Origin of the sequence: Streptomyces sp. DSM 40868 (genome assembly GCF_011820545.1) — a bacterium.
Lineage (GTDB): Bacteria > Actinomycetota > Actinomycetes > Streptomycetales > Streptomycetaceae > Streptomyces > Streptomyces eurythermus.
Genome location: NZ_CP050504.1, coordinates 6,692,631 through 6,707,449 on the forward strand (window position 1 = coordinate 6,692,631; position 14,819 = coordinate 6,707,449).

Below are 14,819 nucleotides of genomic sequence, written 5' to 3' on the forward strand. Positions count from 1 at the left end.
TGTGTCAGTGGGGTCTGAGAGAGTGGGGGACATGAGCACAACGGGTAGGGGCCTGGGGCACGTCGTCGTCATCGGGGCCGGGATCGCCGGGCTGGCCGCCGCGCACCGGCTGCTGGGGCGCGGCGCGCGCGTGACGGTGCTGGAGGCCGGCGACCGGGTCGGCGGCAAGCTGCTGCCCGGGGAGATCGCCGGCGTCCGCGTCGACCTCGGCGCCGAGTCCATGCTGGCCCGCCGTCCGGAGGCGGTGGCCCTCGCGCGTGAGGCGGGCCTCGGCGAGTCGCTCCAGCCGCCGGCCACCGCCACCGCCTCGATCTGGACCCGGGGCGCCCTGCGGCCCATGCCCAAGGGCCATGTGATGGGCGTGCCCGGCACCGCCGCCGCGCTCTCCGGCGTCCTGTCCGCCGAGGGCCTGGCCCGCATCGAGCGCGACGCCGACCTGCCCCGCACCGAGACCGGCGACGACGTGGCCGTCGGCGAGTACGTGGCGGCCCGGCTCGGCCGCGAGGTCGTCGACCGCCTCGTGGAACCGCTGCTGGGCGGGGTGTACGCGGGCGACGCCTACCGCATCTCGATGCGCTCGGCGGTCCCGCAGCTCTTCGAGGCCGCCCGCGCCCACACCTCCCTCACCGAGGGCGTCCGCGAGATCCAGGCCAAGGCCGCCGCGCACCAGCAGGCCGGGCCGGTCTTCATGGGCATCGCCGGCGGCATCGGCCGGCTGCCGCTCGCGGTCGCCGAGTCGGTGCGCGCGCGGGGCGGCGAGATCCTGACCGGCACGCCCGCGCGTGAACTGCGCCGGGAGCCGGACGGCTGGCGGATCACCGCGGGCGAGCGCGTGCTGCGCGCCGACGCGGTCGTGGTCGCCGTGCCCGCCCCGGCCGCCGCCCGGCTGCTGCGCGCCGAGGCCCCCGGGGCCGCCGCCGAGCTGGCCGCCGTCGAGTACGCCTCCATGGCCCTGGTCACCCTCGCCTACCGGCGCGCCGACGCGCGCCTGCCCGAGGGCAGCGGCTTCCTCGTGCCGCCCGTCGACGGCCGCACCATCAAGGCGTCCACCTTCGCCTCCCACAAGTGGGGCTGGATCGCCGAGGAGGACCCGGACGTGGTGGTCCTGCGCACCTCCGTGGGCCGCTACGGCGAGACGGAGGTCCTCGGCCGGGACGACGCCGGCCTGGTGGAGGTCTCCCGGCACGACCTGCGGGAGGCCACCGGCCTGGACGCCGCCCCGCTGGAGACCAGGGTCACCCGCTGGACCGACGGCCTGCCCCAGTACCCCGTCGGGCACCACGCGCGCGTGGCCCGCGTCCGTGACCACATCGCCAGGCTCCCGGGGCTCGCGGTGTGCGGCGCCCAGTACGACGGCGTCGGCATCCCGGCGTGCATCGCGAGCGCCTACGCCGCGGTGGACCAGCTGGAGGGCGACGACCGGGGCGTGCGCGAGCTGACGGCCCACCCGGTGCAGAGCCTGCACGGCGGAGCGGGAGAATAGGGACCATGAGTGACGACGCCCCCATCACCGAGTCCGGCAGGATCCCGAACAAGGGCAAGCTGGCCAAGGACCTCAACGAGGTCATCCGCTACACCCTGTGGTCGGTCTTCAAGCTGAAGGACGCCCTGCCGGAGGACCGCGCGGGATACGCCGACGAGGTCCAGGAGCTGTTCGACCAGCTCGCCGCCAAGGACGTCACGGTCCGCGGCACCTACGACGTCTCCGGTCTGCGCGCCGACGCCGATCTCATGATCTGGTGGCACGCCGAGACCAGCGACCAGCTCCAGGAGGCGTACAACCTCTTCCGCCGCACCAGGCTGGGCCGCGCGCTGGAGCCGGTCTGGTCGAACATGGCGCTGCACCGCCCGGCGGAGTTCAACCGCTCGCACATCCCGGCGTTCCTCGCCGACGAGACGCCCCGGAACTACGTCAGCGTCTACCCGTTCGTGCGCTCCTACGACTGGTACCTGCTGCCCGACGAGGACCGCCGCCGGATGCTCGCCGACCACGGCAAGATGGCCCGCGGCTACCCGGACGTGCGCGCCAACACGGTCGCCTCGTTCTCCCTCGGCGACTACGAGTGGATCCTCGCCTTCGAGGCCGACGAGCTGTACCGCATCGTCGACCTCATGCGCCACCTGCGCGCCTCCGAGGCCCGCATGCACGTCCGCGAGGAAGTCCCCTTCTTCACGGGCCGCCGCAAGGACATCGGCGACCTGGTGGCGGGGCTCGCCTGAGGTCAGGCGCCTTCTGGCCGGGCCGCCGGAGGCCGCCGCGGTGCGCACGACGCGTGCCGCGCCGGCACCCGGCCCTCCAGCAGGTACGCGTGCAGGTGCCCGTTGACGCAGGCGTTGGGCCCGCCCGCGATCCCGTGGGTCCCCGCGTCCCGCTCCGTCACCAGCACCGACCCGGCCAGCCGCCGGTTCATCGACAGCGCCCCCTGGTACGGCGCCGCCGCGTCCCGCTCGGCCGCCAGGATCAGCACCGGCGGCAGCTCGCCCGGCCCGGTCCGTACGTCCAGCGGCTGCTGCCGGGGCGCCGGCCAGAAGGCGCACGGCAGATTCGTCCAGGCGTTGTCCCAGGTCTCGAAGGGCGCCACCCGGGCGAGGCGGGTGTTGTCGCGGTCCCACACCGCCCAGTCCGTCGGCCAGGCGGCGTCGTTGCACTCGACGGCGGTGTACACGGCCGAGGCGTTCTCCGCCTCGGCGGCCGTCTCCGGGCGCGGCGCGGCCAGCCGGACCAGCGGCTCCGGGTCGCCGCGCAGATAGGCCGACAGGGCCGCGGCGCGGCTCGGCCAGTAGTCCTCGTAGTACCCGGCGGTCAGGAACGCGTTGTGCAGCTGGCCGGGGCCCACCGTCCCGCCCGCCGCCTTGGCGGCCAGCCGCTCGCGCGCGGTGTCGTAGCCGCGCTGCACCCGCGCGGAGGTGGCGCCGAGCCGGTACACGTCGTCGTGCCGGGCGATCCAGTCCCGGAAGTCCGCCCAGCGGTCCTCGAACGCCGCCGACTGCTCCAGGTTGCTGCGGTACCAGATCTTCTCCGGATCCGGGTCCACCGCCGCGTCCAGCACCATGCGCCGCACGTGGGAGGGGAACATCGCCGCGTACAGCGCGCCGAAGTAGGTGCCGTACGAGGCGCCCATGAACGTCAGCCGGTCCTCGCCCAGCGCGGCCCGCAGCACGTCCAGGTCCCGGGCGTTGTTCAGCGAGGTGTAGTGGCGCAGCCGGCTCCCGGACCGTTGGGCGCAGCCGCGCGCGTACGCCCGCGCCCGCTCGACGCGCTCCCGCTTGTACGCCTCCGACGGGTGCACCGGCGCCTCGGTGGGTGCCTTGAGGAAGCCCGCGGGGTCCTCGCAGGACAGCGGCGCCGAGCGGCCCACCCCGCGCGGGGCGTAGCCGACCAGGTCGTAGCCGGCGGCGATCCGCTCCCAGCCCGGAACCGTGCCGATCAGCGGGAAGTACATGCCGGTGGCGCCGGGGCCGCCCGGGTTGAAGACCAGGGCGCCCTGGCGGGGGACCTTGCGTTTGCTGTTGTGCGGGTCCTTCTGCGTGGCCCGGGCCCGGCTGACGGTCAGCTTGATCTGCCGGCCGTCCGGGTGGGAGTAGTCCAGCGGGACGCTCACCGTGCCGCACCGCACACCGGCCGGCGTGCCCGGCACCTCGGCCGCCGGGCACGGGCCGAAGTCGATCCCGGCCGCCCGGGCGCGGGCCGCGGCCATCGCGGTGCCGCGCAGCTCGGCCGCGCCGGGGGCGGCCGGGGCGTGCGCGACGGGCACGGCGTGCGGGGTGCCGGGGGTGCCGCCCGCCGGGGCCGCGGCCAGGGTGGTCAGCAGCAAGGACCCGGCGGCCGGGTAAAGGGCGGCAGCTTTCATCGCGTATCCCTTCGGTGCGCGGCGGCGGTGGCACGGCTGCCACGGCCCGGCGCGAACACAAGGGATATTTGGTACGGCCGTGGGGGGAAGGCAAGGACCGCCCGGCCGGTGTCGGCGTCAATGCCCCCTGTGCGCCCCCGGCGCCTTCCGGGCTCCCGGACCCCGGGTGCTCCCGGTCACTCGCGCAAGGGCTGGTCGCGGTCGGTGAAGGCCGCGCGCAGCTCCGGTTCGCCGATCGCGCGGATGCCGCGTACGGCGACGGAGGTGAGGAACGACCGCTCGTCCCCGGCCGGCCGCCCGGTCAGCGCGCGCAGCAGCCGCTGCCCGGCCGGGGAGGCCCAGGGCGAGTAGGGGTGCACCTCGAACCGGGCGATGGCCAGGCTGCTCAGCGTCAGTATGAGGGGCAGCGCGAACCACGCGCCCACCAGCGGGCGCGGTGTCCCGGTGTCGCCGGGCAGCAGCAGGGCCGTGATGCCGAACGCCGCCACGGCGAGCGCGGCGGCGCGCACCTGACGGACGGCGGACGCCACCGTGCCCGAGCACTCGGGCACCGCGAGTCCCGCGTGCACCAGGCCGTCGGCCAGGCGGCGTACGGCCTCCGTGTCGGCCGCCCGCGTCCGCACCGGCGCGATCCGCGACTGCCCGCCGGGTCCTATGGCTCCGATGACGGACTGCTCGATCTCGTCGCGGCCCCGCGGGTCCACGACCGTGGCCCAGCCGGTGTGCGCGAGCAGCAGCCGGCGCTGGCGGGCCATGGAGACGAGGGCCACATCGGCGACCCGCCTGGGCCCGCCGGAGAGGAACGCCGCCTCGTACAGCGTCAGATCGCGCTCGGCGACCGTCGGCGTGCCGGGTGCGTCCGGCGTGTCCGATGCGTCCGTGCGTACGGCCGCCAGGCAGAGACGGGCGCAGGCCGTACCGGCGAAAGCCCAGGCCAGGAAGAGGAGAAGGACCCAGAACATGAGCTGTTTGTATGCCAGGGGACTGGGTAGACACCATGCTCTGTTCACCATCCGGACGCACTGTTGCCGGTATGTGACGTTCCGTTTTCTCCGCCGGCCATCCGGGACGGTCGCGCCCGCGTTGTCGGCCGGATCGCGGACCGGGGAGTTCCGGGTGCCGGCCCGGACCTGGGTGGCAAGGGGGTACACCCGGCCGTGCGCGAGCCGCAGCACGGCGCCGAAGCGCCGGTCGAAGTCCCGGCCCTCGGCCGCCTCCAGGGTGGCGAGCCCCCGCTTCTGCCGCTCGTCCGGCTCGTTGGGCAGGAGAAGCAGGACGACGGCCGTCGCCGCGAGAGCGTACCGAGGTGCTGCCCCCTCCGGGGGAGGCACACCACCGCGGCGATGAGCCGGTCCGGGGCCCGCCCGGACCGGCTCAGGAGGACCGGCCGGTGCGCCGCCGCAGGACCCGCCCCAACAGCCCCCGCTTCCTGGGCGCCGGACCCGCTCGGTCCAGCCACCACTCCCGCAGGACGCGGCGGGCGCGGGCGTCCTGCGGCCGGCCCAGTTTCAGCAGATGGCCGGCGAAGTCCAGCGCGTCCTGGCGGTAGCCGCCCCGCATCGGACGCCGGCGCGCGTACTCCAGGAACGCCTCCCGGTACCCCGCCCCCAGGATCACCGGCAGTTCGGGCGCCACCTTGGCCACCACGCCCGCCCGTTTCGCGGCGAGCGCCCGCGCCTGCACCCCCATCCGGACGCGGTCGAACCCCTCCGGTACCGGCGTCCCCGCCACCAGCGCCGACAGCACGGCGGTCTGCGCCACCCCGAGCCGCTCGCGCACCCCGGCCACCGGCCGCGCCAGGACACCGACGCCCCCGGCCCCGCCGCCGACGGCGCCCTGCGCTGCCGTACGCACCGCCGCGCGTCCCCGAGCGCGCCCGGCCGCCACCGCCTCCCGGATGGCCGCCAACTCCCGCTCCAGCTCGACCGGTTCGGGGAAGTTCTCGTCCCGCTCCAGCAGCACTCCCGGCGGTGCGACCCGGCCGGCGAGGTCGCTCAGGATGTCGAGCACCGGGCGGGGCACGGGGTGCGCGTGGCTGTCGTGCCAGACGCCGTCGCGCTCGAAGCCGCCCGCGACATGGACGTAGGCGATCGCCTCCACCGGCAGCGCGGCCAGCGCCTCGGCGGGGTCCTCGCCCCGGTTGACGTGGTTGGTGTGCAGGTTGGCCACGTCGATCAGCAGCCGTACCCCGGTCCGTTCGACCAGCTCGGACAGGAACTGTCCCTCCGTCAGCTCCTCGCCCGGCCAGGAGAACAGCGCGGCGATGTTCTCCAGGGCCAGCGGCACCGGCAGCGCGTCCTGGGCGATGCGGACGTTCTCGCACAGCACGTCCAGCGCGTCCCGGGTGCGCGGCACGGGCAGCAGATGACCGGCCTCCAGCCGGGGGGACGCGGTGAGCTCGCCGCCCGCCCGGACGAACGCGATGTGCTCGGTGACCAGCGGGGAACCGAGGGCCTCCGCGCGTTCGGCGAGCGCCGTCAGCCGCCCCGCGTCGGGCCGGTCCGCGCCGCCGAGGCCGAGGGAGACGCCGTGCGGGACCACCGTCACACCGCGCTCGCGCAGCCGCAGCAGGGAGTGGGGCAGATGCCCGGGGCAGACGTTCTCCGCCACGACCTCCACCCAGTCGATGCCCGCCATCGCCTCCACGGCGTCCGCGATCTCCGGCCGCCAGCCGATCCCCGTCCCCAGCCGCATGACGCCTCCCCCTCCTCGGCCTGTGTCCGTACGTCGAGTGAGGGGGATATGGCCCCACCGCCCACCGGCGAACCCCCGCCCGGAGGCGTTCAGAGCAACATTTGAGGTTCGGGTGGCCACGGCGGCCCGGACGGGACCAGGCGCGCGCATCTGGTGTTGTCCGACCCGAGTCACCGGGAGGGGCCGGTCTCCATGGGAGACCGGCCCCTCCCGGTGCTCAGGGGGTGCCCGCCAGGGAGCGCGGCCGGGGGGTCGCGTACTGGCGGTTGTGGTAGACCAGCGGTGGCTGTTCGAGGACGGCCGCCTGCTCCACTTGCCCGATGAGGATGCTGTGGTCGCCGCCGTCGAGGATCGAGTGGACGGCGCAGGCCAGGCGGACGGTGGCGTCGGGCAGCCCGGGCAGTCCGAGTTCGCTGGTGAGCATCGGGCCGTCGGCGAACTTGTCCCGGTCGGGGGTGGCGAAGCGCTGGGCGATGCCATGGTGGTCCGCGCCCAGCAAGTTGACCATGAAGTGCGCGGTACGCAGGAACGCCTCGTGGGAGGACGCGGTCTTCGCCAGGCAGACCAGGATCAGAGGCGGGTCGGCGGACAGGGAGCAGAAGGAGCTCGCGGTGAATCCGTGGCGCCGTCCTTCGGGGGTGACCGTGGTGACGACGGTGACGGGGGCGGGCACCTGGGCCATGGCGTGGGTGAAGACGGTGCGATCGATGGGCATCGTGGTCTCTTCCGTTGCGACAGGGGACGGAGCCGGGGTGCCGCCCTCAGACGGTGGCCGGGCGCGCCGTCTCGAGCCCGAGCGGGCGTGCGTCCAGCCACTGGCCGTCGGGGTCGCCGAAGCCGTGGGAGTCCCAGATGACCGCGCCGCGGCGGACGGTGATGTCCACCCGGCCGGTGAAGGTCCAGCCCTCGTAGGCCGACCACGTGTTCTTGGTGTGAGCCTCGCGGGACGACATCAGCCAGTTGGCGGAAGGGTCGAAGACCACGAAGTCGGCGTCACGGCCCTCCGTCAGGGCACCCTTGCGCTCGTCCAGGCCGAACAGCGCGGCCGGCCTGGCGGCGCACAGCCGGGACAGCAGCATCATGTGGTCGTCGAGGGGGACGTCCGGGAAACGGCGCACCAGCCCGGTGAAGACGGCGGTGAGCAGTTCCTGGACGCCGGGCAGGCCGGGCGGCGCGTCCGGAGCGGGCCGGGCCTTCTCCTGCGGGGTGTGCGGCGCGTGGTCGCTGCCCAGCGTGGTGACCTGCTCCGATACGACGGCCCGCCACAGGCACTCCTGGTCGCGCTCTTCCCGGATCGCCGGGCTCAGCCGGATGCGCGCACCGAGCCGGCGCGTATCGGAGGCGGTGAAGGAGAGGTGGTGCGGGGTGGTCTCGTAGGTCACGGGCAGTCCCGCGGCGCGGGCGGCCGACAGCAGGTCGCTCTCCTCGGCCGAGGAGACGTGCAGGACGTGCGCCGCGGTGCCGTGGCGGCGGACCAGGTCGATCACCTTGGCGACGGCGACGATGCCGCCGCTGCGGGGCCGGTGGGGTTCGTAGGCGTCGTAGGAGTCCGGCCCCGGACGGTGGGTGTCGAGCAGGGAGAAGACGCCGTCGTCCTCCGCGTGCAGGACCAGGCGCAGGTCCCGCTCGGCGGCGACGGCGAAGATGCGGTCCAGGACGGCCGGGTCACGGATCACCGACGGAGCGGTGTGGTGCCCGGTCATGAACACCTTGACGGAGGTGGCGACGCGCGGAGTGAGGTCGCGCAGCACGTCGACGGTGTCCTCTCGCACCCCGAAGTGGAACCGGTAGTCGACCAGGGACTGCCCGGAGATCATCTCCGCCTTCGCGTAGGCCAGTTCGAGGCTGTGCAGCGGCGGTTCGGTGTTGGGCATGTCGATGACGGTGGTGACTCCGCCGGCCGCGGCGGCCCGGCTGCCGTGGTACCAGGTCTCCTTGTGGGTCAGGCCCGGGGTGCGGAAGTGGACGTGGGAGTCGATGACACCGGGCAGCACGTACCGGCCGGCGGCGTCCAGCGTCCGGGTCGCCGGCGGCAACGGCGCGTCGGCGGACAGGATCCGGGCGATGCGGCCGCCGGCCACGGCGAGGGCACCGGTGCGCACTCCCTCGGGCGTGACCAGGCGGGCGTCGGTGACGAGCAGGTCGTAGGCGGTCAGGCGGTCCATGGCATGCTCACCAGCTCTCGGGTCAGATCGTTCGTGGGGCCCATCAGGCCGACGGCGCGGGCGTCCCGGGCCAGCCGGTTCAGGGGGTGGTCGCGCAGATAGCCGGCGCTGCCCAGAAGGCGCTGTGCCTCCAGGCAGACCTGCTCACCCGTGCGGGAGGCGTGGAGCTTGGACAGCAGGGTGGTGGTGCCGGGGTCGGAGCTCTCGCGGCGCCCGGCGCGTTCGACCAGCGCGCGGGCGCTCTCCACCTGGGCGGCCAGATCGGCCAGGCGGTGGCGGACCGCCTGCGCCCCGTCCAGGCCCCGGCGGCGCGCGTGGGTGAGCGCCAATTCCAGGGCGGCCTCGGCGATGCCGACGGAGACGGCGCCCAGAGTGGCCCCGGACTGCCGTACGCCGGCGATGATCCGGGCCGCCTGGCCCACGGGGCCGAGGACGTTGTCGAGGGGAACCCGGCAGCCGTGGAGTTCGACGAAGCCGGTCGCCGAGGCGCGCATTCCGACCAGGTCCATCCCGGTGTCGGCGATCAGCCCCGGCCGGTCGGCTTCGATGAGGAAGAAGGTCTGTCCGTCGCTGCCGTAGATGCCGTCGTCGCCGCCGGGGGCGGAGGTCTGGGCGAGTACCAGGTAGAGCTGGGCGAGGCCGGCTCCCGTGGTGAAGGTCTTGGCCCCGTTCAGGGACCAGCCCGTGGCAGTGCGGTCGGCGGTGGTGGACAGGTTGCGTTTGTCGGCGCCGGCACCGCTCTCGCTCCAGGCGGAGGCCGCTATCCACTCGCCGGTGGCGAGCGGGGGCAGGAAGCGCTGCTTCTGCTCCTCGGTGGCCCATTCGCTGATGCGGGCCGTGACGGCGTAGTGCTGGAAGAGGATGATCGCCACGGACGGGTCGGCGGCGGCCACCTGCCGGATGAGGTCGTTGGTGGTGGCGGCACCTGCGCCGAGACCGCCGTACGCCGCGGGTACCGCAGCCGCCAGGATGCCGCTGGAGCGCAGGTGGGCCAGGACGTCGTCGCTCAGCCGGCCGGCCACGTCGGCGGTCGCCGCGTCACGGCGCAGGGCCTCGTCGAGCCCGGGGTAGTCCCGGCGCAGGATGGCGTGGTGGTCGTGGACGGACGTCAGGCGCTCGCGGGCTGCCATGAGGGTGCCTCCTGGTAGAGGTAGGTGCTCAGTTCGGGGATCTTGGCGGGGCCGCGCAGGTGGGCGTGTTTGTCGCCGATGCTGACCCACAGCAGGGCGGAGCGGGCGTCGGCCGTGGTGCCCAGGGAGGCGGCGATCCGCGTGGTGCTCCGCGGGGTGTCGACGACGATGTCGTCCAGCCCGGCTCCGGCCCGCTCCAGCAAGCCGGCGGGGACGGTCCCGGGGATCGCGGCGGCCGCCGCGAGGCAGGTCGCGCCGGTCAGCGCGAGGGTGGGGTGCCAGCTGGGCACGGAGATGGCCCGCACGGCCAGGCGGCCCGGCTCGTACGATCCGACCGCCGCGATCTTGGGGAAGACGCTTTCGGGCGGCCAGCCCAGGGTGGTGGCGGCCGCGGTGCGGATCTGCTGCAGCCGTTCATAGGTTTCCTCGCCCGCTTCGAACAGCTCCTGCCGGCTGGCGAGGCCGAGGGACTCGGCGTCGACGAAGACGTACGGGTTGCCGGTGGCCACGAGGGACGCCTCGTGCAGGCCGGACGTGGTGAGCAGCAGGTCCCGGGCGCGCCCGGTCAGCAGCAGGTCCTCCAGTGCCCGGTCGGAGTCCTGGACGAAGTGGACGGTGAACGTGCCGCCGTCGCGGCGGGCCTCGTCCACCTCGCAGACCACGTGGTCGCCGTTGTTGAGGACCCGCACCCGGACCCGGCTGCCGGGGGCGAGTCCGGGCAGCCAGCCGAGTGTGTCGGCGGCCAGCACCGAGGAGAGGATCGAATGCCCGCAGGAGCCGCGGAAGTCGAAGTGGCCCGGGCCGTCGGGCAGCCCTTGCACGAAGCGGTAGTCCAGGTCGAACAGCGGGTGGGCGGAGGGGGTGACGAGCGCGAACTTCAGTACGTCGTGGTGGCCGTTGGCGGCCAGCCAGGAGCGGACGGTGGTGAGGACCGCGCGTATGTCCGGTTCCTCCGGAGGAACCAAGCTGGCGTCCAGAACCAGCGTGGGGGTGGGCGCGCCGGTGGCCTGGGCGAGATAGGCGATCATGCGAGTACCTCGTGTCGGTTTCGGGGAGTGGCGGCGTGGAACTGGTCGAGCCACAGCTCGTGGATGAGCAGGGACCACACGGCCAGGGCGGAGGCGTCGGTCGGGGTGGTGCTCTGGGTGCGCAGGAGGGCTTGCACCGCGTCCGGGTCGAGCCGGCCGTGCCGGCGCAGCCGGGCCGGTGCCAGCATGTCCCGGGCGAACTCCATCAGCCGCTGGCCGTCGCAGAGCATGGCGGTGATCGGCAGGGTGAAGGGCTGCTTGGGCCGGTTGAGGACCGAGTCGGGCAGCAGTCCGCCGGCCGCCGCGTACAGGACCTTCTTGACCTGATCGCCCTCGACCTTGAGCGCAGCGGGCAGGGAGCGGGCGTAGCGCACCAGGGCGGGCTGGCAGAAGGGCAGGCGCACCTCGACCGAGGAGGCCATGGACAGGTGGTCGACCCGGCGCAGGTGGTAGGCCGGCAGCCGGCGGCCGATCTCGACCTCGGTGATCGCCGTCAGCCGGTCGTGCGGCGAGGAGGTGAGCGCCTGCGCGAGATGGTCCTCGGCGGTGCCGTGTGCGGTGATGAAGTGCCGGTAGTCGTCGGAGTACAGCCCCAGCCGCCGTTCGCGGGGGACGGCGGCGAGCGCGCGGACGTAGGCGGGCACCCAGTCGTGGCCGGCGCCGGCCTTCAACGCGGCCTTGATCCGGTCGTAGCCCCCGAAGAGTTCGTCGGCGGCGTCCCCGGTGACCGCCACCTTGAACCCGGCCTGGTGGACGGCCCGGAACAGCGCGTAGGTGCTCAGGGTGATGGGGTCGGCGTTCGGCTGGCCCAGGTGCCACACCACGTCCGACAGCAGGTCGGGGAAGTCCGCGGGGTCTATCTCGACCTGGTGGTGGCGGGTGCCGTGGCGGCTGGCGACCTCCTGGGCGAAGCCCCGCTCGTCGGCCGGCCAGGTACCGCGGTAGGCGATGTTGAAGCTGTGCAGCTCCCCGACCCGTTCGGCGGCCAGGGCCGTCACCAGGCTGGAGTCGAGCCCACCGCTGGTGATGGCACAGACGGGTACGTCGGCCCGGGTCAGACGGTGGACCTCGTGGCGCAGCAGCTCGCGGACTCGCTCGGCGGCCTCCTCCGGACCGGCGTCCGCCGGCGGGACCGAGGTGTCCCGTACCCGGATGCGCAGCCCGCTGCCGCGGGTGACCTCCGCGGTGGCGGCGGGAGGCAGGACCCGGATGCCGTCGAACATGGTCTGCTCGCTGAACGGCGTCTTGGTCGCCAGGTAGGCGTCCAGTCCCGGCTCCCAGGCCCGGGCCTGGACCGCCCGGAAGGACAGCAGGGCGGGCAGCTCGGAGGCGAAGTACAGGTGCCGTTCGGCGGCGTTCCAGTGGTAGTAGAGCGGCTTCATGCCCATGTCGTCGGTGGCGAGCACGAGTTTCGGCTCGCCGCGCAGATCGACGACGGCCACGGCGTACATGCCGTCGAGGTGCTCGGTGAACGCCGTGCCGTACTCGGCGTACAGCGCGGGCAGGATCGATCCGTCGCACAGATCGGGGAAGCGGTGGCCGCGGGCGGTCAGCATGCGGCGCAGCTCGTGATGGTTGTAGATCTCGCCGTTGAAGACGACGACGATGCCGTCGAGGACGTAGGGCTGGTCGCCTCCGTCGAGGTCCATGATGGCGAGCCGGTTGTTGCCCAGGCCCCAGGTGTCGCCCGTGGTGATGTACTGGGCGTCCGGGCCGCCGTGGCGCTGCAGCGCCGCGACGGTCTTGAGCTCGTGCACCGTGGCCTGGCTGTCGAAGTGGCCGAATATCCTGCACATCCTGATCACTTCACCTCGGTGGACAGTCCGGCGCGCTGGTAGAGCACCGGGTCGAAGGGGGTGGGACCGCCGCAGGTGGCGAAACGCGGGGCGGCGGGGTCGGTGGCGGGGTGCCGGGTGCCGTGCGGCACTCCGGGCGGGGCGAAGAGCACGTCGCCGGGGGCGGCGTCGATCCACTCGCCGTCCAGGTGGAGCTGTCCGGTTCCCTCGAAGACGATGAAGGCCTCCTCGCTGTCCGGATGGACATGGACGTTGAAGTACTCCCCGGCCTGCATGCAGCCGCAGTGCAGGCACAGCTGCGGGCTGCCGGTGCCCGGCCAGAACAGGAAGTTCATGGGGGCGGTGCGCCGGGAGGCGGGGGCCTGGCCCGTGCCGGTGAAGCCGGTGAGCTGGGTGTCGGTGTTCCACAGGCGGCTGAAGCGTGCCGGGGCGGCGCCGGGACGGCGGCCGGGGAGCAGACGGCTGCGCCAGAGGTAGACGGTGACGTCCGTGCCGGCCGCCGTCATGCCCAGGGTGTCGCCCGTGGGCGAGTAGACGGCGTCGCCCCGGGTGACCTCGCGGGTGTGCGCTCCCGAGGCTGCGGTGCCGGGGCCGGCGAAGACCACCATGACGTTCTCCTCGTGGGCGGCCCGCGAAAGTGCCCAGGTGCGGCCCGCGGCGATACGGACGACGTCCAGGCGGACGATGCGGGCGCCGAGATGGGCGCCGACCGCGGTGGCGGTGGTCACTCCTTGGCCGGCGGAGGTGAAGGTGAGCGTGCCGGCGGGGATGACGGCGCCGCGCGTGGCTGTCGTGGACATGACTGTTCCTTGTCGTGAGGGGATGATGTCGCGGCAGGCGGGCAGGAGCCGCGGTACGAAGCTCTCGCGCAGGGCAGCGGTTCGGGTCTGCCGGTCAGCGAGGGGCCGGCACCGGAGTGTCCGGGTCCCGGCGCTGGTCCCCGCCGGGCTGCCGCGCGGGGGGCGGGACGTCCGCGGCGGCGGGCGCGGGGCGGCGCCGGCTGCCCCAGCGGCGCATCGCGGGCACCTCCACGTACCTGTGGAGCAGCCAGGCGCACCCCAGTGACGCGCTGAACAGGCCCGCTGTCAGGGCGAGGCCCCCGGCGGTGCTCCAGTGGTGTCCCAGGGCCCGCAGCCCGTAACGGATGATCAGCTCGTGGACCATGTAGAAGGCGAAGGAGAGTTCGCCCAGCCGCACCATGGCCGCCGACCGCAGCGGTGACGGTGCGCCCGTGATGTCCGCCGTGGCGATGGCCGCGATCAGCAGGGCCAGCGGTACGGCGGGGACGGCCGCCATGGCGAACTCGGCCGGTGCCACGGTCATCACACCGTAGGCGGCCAGGGTGAGCAGCGTCGCCGTCACGGGGCCCGGGCCGGCCCAGCGGCCGGTGAGGACGGTGCGGGCCACGAGGATGCCCAGGACGAACTCGAGCATCCGTACCGGGGGCAGGCTGTAGGCCAGCCAGTAGTGCCAGAACGGGATGTCGGCAGCCCACGGGGTGACCGGTGCGGTGGGCAGTGCACGCGCCAGGAAGGGCACGGCGATGACGAGCAGCCCCACCGCGGCTGTCCACACCCACAGCCGGGTGGACGGGATGCGCACGACGAGACGGTGCAGAAGCGGGAACGCGAGGTAGAAGGCCAGCTCGCAACAGAGCGACCAGCTCAGCCCGTTGGGGCTGTCGTAGATGTCGACGACGGGCACCCAGGTGTTGAGCAGCAGCAGGTTCGCCGCGGTGGCCGAGGGCCTGATGGTCTGCCCGACGGCCGCCATCAGGGCCAGCGCGGCCACGAGGGTGACCAGGTGGTTGGGGTAGATCTTGACGATCCTGCGGCGCCAGAAGCCTCGCACCGTGTCGGCGGGGCGGGCGGACCAGGTCAGGATGAAGCCGCTGAGGACGAAGAAGAAGCTGACGCCGAGCCATCCGGTGCGGCCCAGCACGGCGGCCAGGCCGTCGTCGGTGGCCCGCGAGGCGAAGAGCCGGTTGGCGGATATGTGTGTGGCGAAGACCAGCAGGGCGGCGATGAACCGCATGCCGGTCAGGGACGGAAGTCTGCTGAACGTCGCGTTGCTGGTTGCCGGTTCGACGGATGCCGGTTCTCCGGACTCCGTCGGCGCGTGCAGGCGCGGCATGGATTTTCCCCCCGGTTGTCAG

At 73.7% G+C, this 14,819-nt stretch carries 12 protein-coding genes; 2 read left to right on the plus strand and 10 right to left on the minus strand.

The features are described 5' to 3' along the window. Positions 1-31 precede the first annotated feature (31 nt). Complete coding sequence (gene hemG / locus HB370_RS30440; RefSeq protein WP_030777680.1) at positions 32-1,483, plus strand: protoporphyrinogen oxidase; 1,452 nt, start codon at positions 32-34, stop codon at positions 1,481-1,483. A 5-nt stretch (positions 1,484-1,488) separates the two neighbouring features. Continuing rightward, positions 1,489-2,220, plus strand: a complete 732-nt coding sequence (hemQ, locus tag HB370_RS30445) for a hydrogen peroxide-dependent heme synthase (protein ID WP_030777682.1) — start codon at positions 1,489-1,491, stop codon at positions 2,218-2,220. 2 nt (positions 2,221-2,222) lie between these two features. On the opposite strand, the gene HB370_RS30450 is transcribed toward hemQ, so the two are convergent. The 10 genes from HB370_RS30450 to HB370_RS30495 form a co-directional block, all read right to left on the minus strand. Then, positions 2,223-3,851 carry an alpha/beta hydrolase gene (locus HB370_RS30450; RefSeq protein ID WP_030777684.1) on the minus strand — a complete coding sequence of 543 codons (1,629 nt, stop codon included), beginning with the start codon at positions 3,849-3,851 and terminating at the stop codon, positions 2,223-2,225. 176 nt (positions 3,852-4,027) lie between these two features. Then, complete coding sequence (locus tag HB370_RS30455; RefSeq protein ID WP_030777686.1) at positions 4,028-4,813, minus strand: TIGR04222 domain-containing membrane protein; 786 nt, start codon at positions 4,811-4,813, stop codon at positions 4,028-4,030. A 412-nt stretch (positions 4,814-5,225) separates the two neighbouring features. Next, positions 5,226-6,545: a DUF692 domain-containing protein gene (locus HB370_RS30460; RefSeq protein WP_030777688.1), complete on the minus strand. Its 1,320-nt coding sequence runs from the start codon at positions 6,543-6,545 to the stop codon at positions 5,226-5,228. A gap of 217 nt (positions 6,546-6,762) precedes the next feature. Beyond that, positions 6,763-7,260: a flavin reductase family protein gene (locus HB370_RS30465; protein WP_030777690.1), complete on the minus strand. Its 498-nt coding sequence runs from the start codon at positions 7,258-7,260 to the stop codon at positions 6,763-6,765. Between the two features lie 46 nt (positions 7,261-7,306). Then, positions 7,307-8,710: a dihydroorotase family protein gene (locus HB370_RS30470; RefSeq protein ID WP_030777692.1), complete on the minus strand. Its 1,404-nt coding sequence runs from the start codon at positions 8,708-8,710 to the stop codon at positions 7,307-7,309. Next, positions 8,698-9,840 (minus strand): acyl-CoA dehydrogenase family protein, encoded by a 1,143-nt coding sequence (locus HB370_RS30475; RefSeq protein ID WP_030777694.1) that lies wholly within the window; start codon positions 9,838-9,840, stop codon positions 8,698-8,700. The genes HB370_RS30470 and HB370_RS30475 overlap by 13 nt, the downstream gene beginning before the upstream one ends. After that, positions 9,819-10,868 carry a PrpF domain-containing protein gene (locus HB370_RS30480; protein ID WP_030777696.1) on the minus strand — a complete coding sequence of 350 codons (1,050 nt, stop codon included), beginning with the start codon at positions 10,866-10,868 and terminating at the stop codon, positions 9,819-9,821. Before HB370_RS30480 ends, HB370_RS30475 begins: the two co-directional genes overlap by 22 nt. Further along, the gene (asnB, locus tag HB370_RS30485) at positions 10,865-12,664 is read right to left on the minus strand and encodes an asparagine synthase (glutamine-hydrolyzing) (protein WP_030777698.1); all 1,800 of its coding nucleotides are present in this window, start codon (positions 12,662-12,664) and stop codon (positions 10,865-10,867) included. Before asnB ends, HB370_RS30480 begins: the two co-directional genes overlap by 4 nt. 5 nt (positions 12,665-12,669) lie before the next feature. Beyond that, positions 12,670-13,464 (minus strand): cupin domain-containing protein, encoded by a 795-nt coding sequence (locus tag HB370_RS42065; RefSeq protein ID WP_030777700.1) that lies wholly within the window; start codon positions 13,462-13,464, stop codon positions 12,670-12,672. A gap of 94 nt (positions 13,465-13,558) precedes the next feature. Then, positions 13,559-14,797 carry an acyltransferase gene (locus tag HB370_RS30495; RefSeq protein ID WP_078637380.1) on the minus strand — a complete coding sequence of 413 codons (1,239 nt, stop codon included), beginning with the start codon at positions 14,795-14,797 and terminating at the stop codon, positions 13,559-13,561. Between the last annotated feature and the right edge of the window lie 22 nt (positions 14,798-14,819).

Bases quoted from the DNA above. Each gene is read 5' to 3' on its own strand.
- hemG (WP_030777680.1), top strand. From the start codon at position 32: ATGAGCACAACGGGTAGGGGCCTGGGGCACGTCGTCGTCATCGGGGCC.
- hemQ (WP_030777682.1), top strand. From the start codon at position 1,489: ATGAGTGACGACGCCCCCATCACCGAGTCCGGCAGGATCCCGAACAAG.
- HB370_RS30450 (WP_030777684.1), bottom strand. From the start codon at position 3,851: ATGAAAGCTGCCGCCCTTTACCCGGCCGCCGGGTCCTTGCTGCTGACC.
- HB370_RS30455 (WP_030777686.1), bottom strand. From the start codon at position 4,813: ATGTTCTGGGTCCTTCTCCTCTTCCTGGCCTGGGCTTTCGCCGGTACG.
- HB370_RS30460 (WP_030777688.1), bottom strand. From the start codon at position 6,545: ATGCGGCTGGGGACGGGGATCGGCTGGCGGCCGGAGATCGCGGACGCC.
- HB370_RS30465 (WP_030777690.1), bottom strand. From the start codon at position 7,260: ATGCCCATCGATCGCACCGTCTTCACCCACGCCATGGCCCAGGTGCCC.
- HB370_RS30470 (WP_030777692.1), bottom strand. From the start codon at position 8,710: ATGGACCGCCTGACCGCCTACGACCTGCTCGTCACCGACGCCCGCCTG.
- HB370_RS30475 (WP_030777694.1), bottom strand. From the start codon at position 9,840: ATGGCAGCCCGCGAGCGCCTGACGTCCGTCCACGACCACCACGCCATC.
- HB370_RS30480 (WP_030777696.1), bottom strand. From the start codon at position 10,868: ATGATCGCCTATCTCGCCCAGGCCACCGGCGCGCCCACCCCCACGCTG.
- asnB (WP_030777698.1), bottom strand. From the start codon at position 12,664: ATGTGCAGGATATTCGGCCACTTCGACAGCCAGGCCACGGTGCACGAG.
- HB370_RS42065 (WP_030777700.1), bottom strand. From the start codon at position 13,464: ATGTCCACGACAGCCACGCGCGGCGCCGTCATCCCCGCCGGCACGCTC.
- HB370_RS30495 (WP_078637380.1), bottom strand. From the start codon at position 14,797: ATGCCGCGCCTGCACGCGCCGACGGAGTCCGGAGAACCGGCATCCGTC.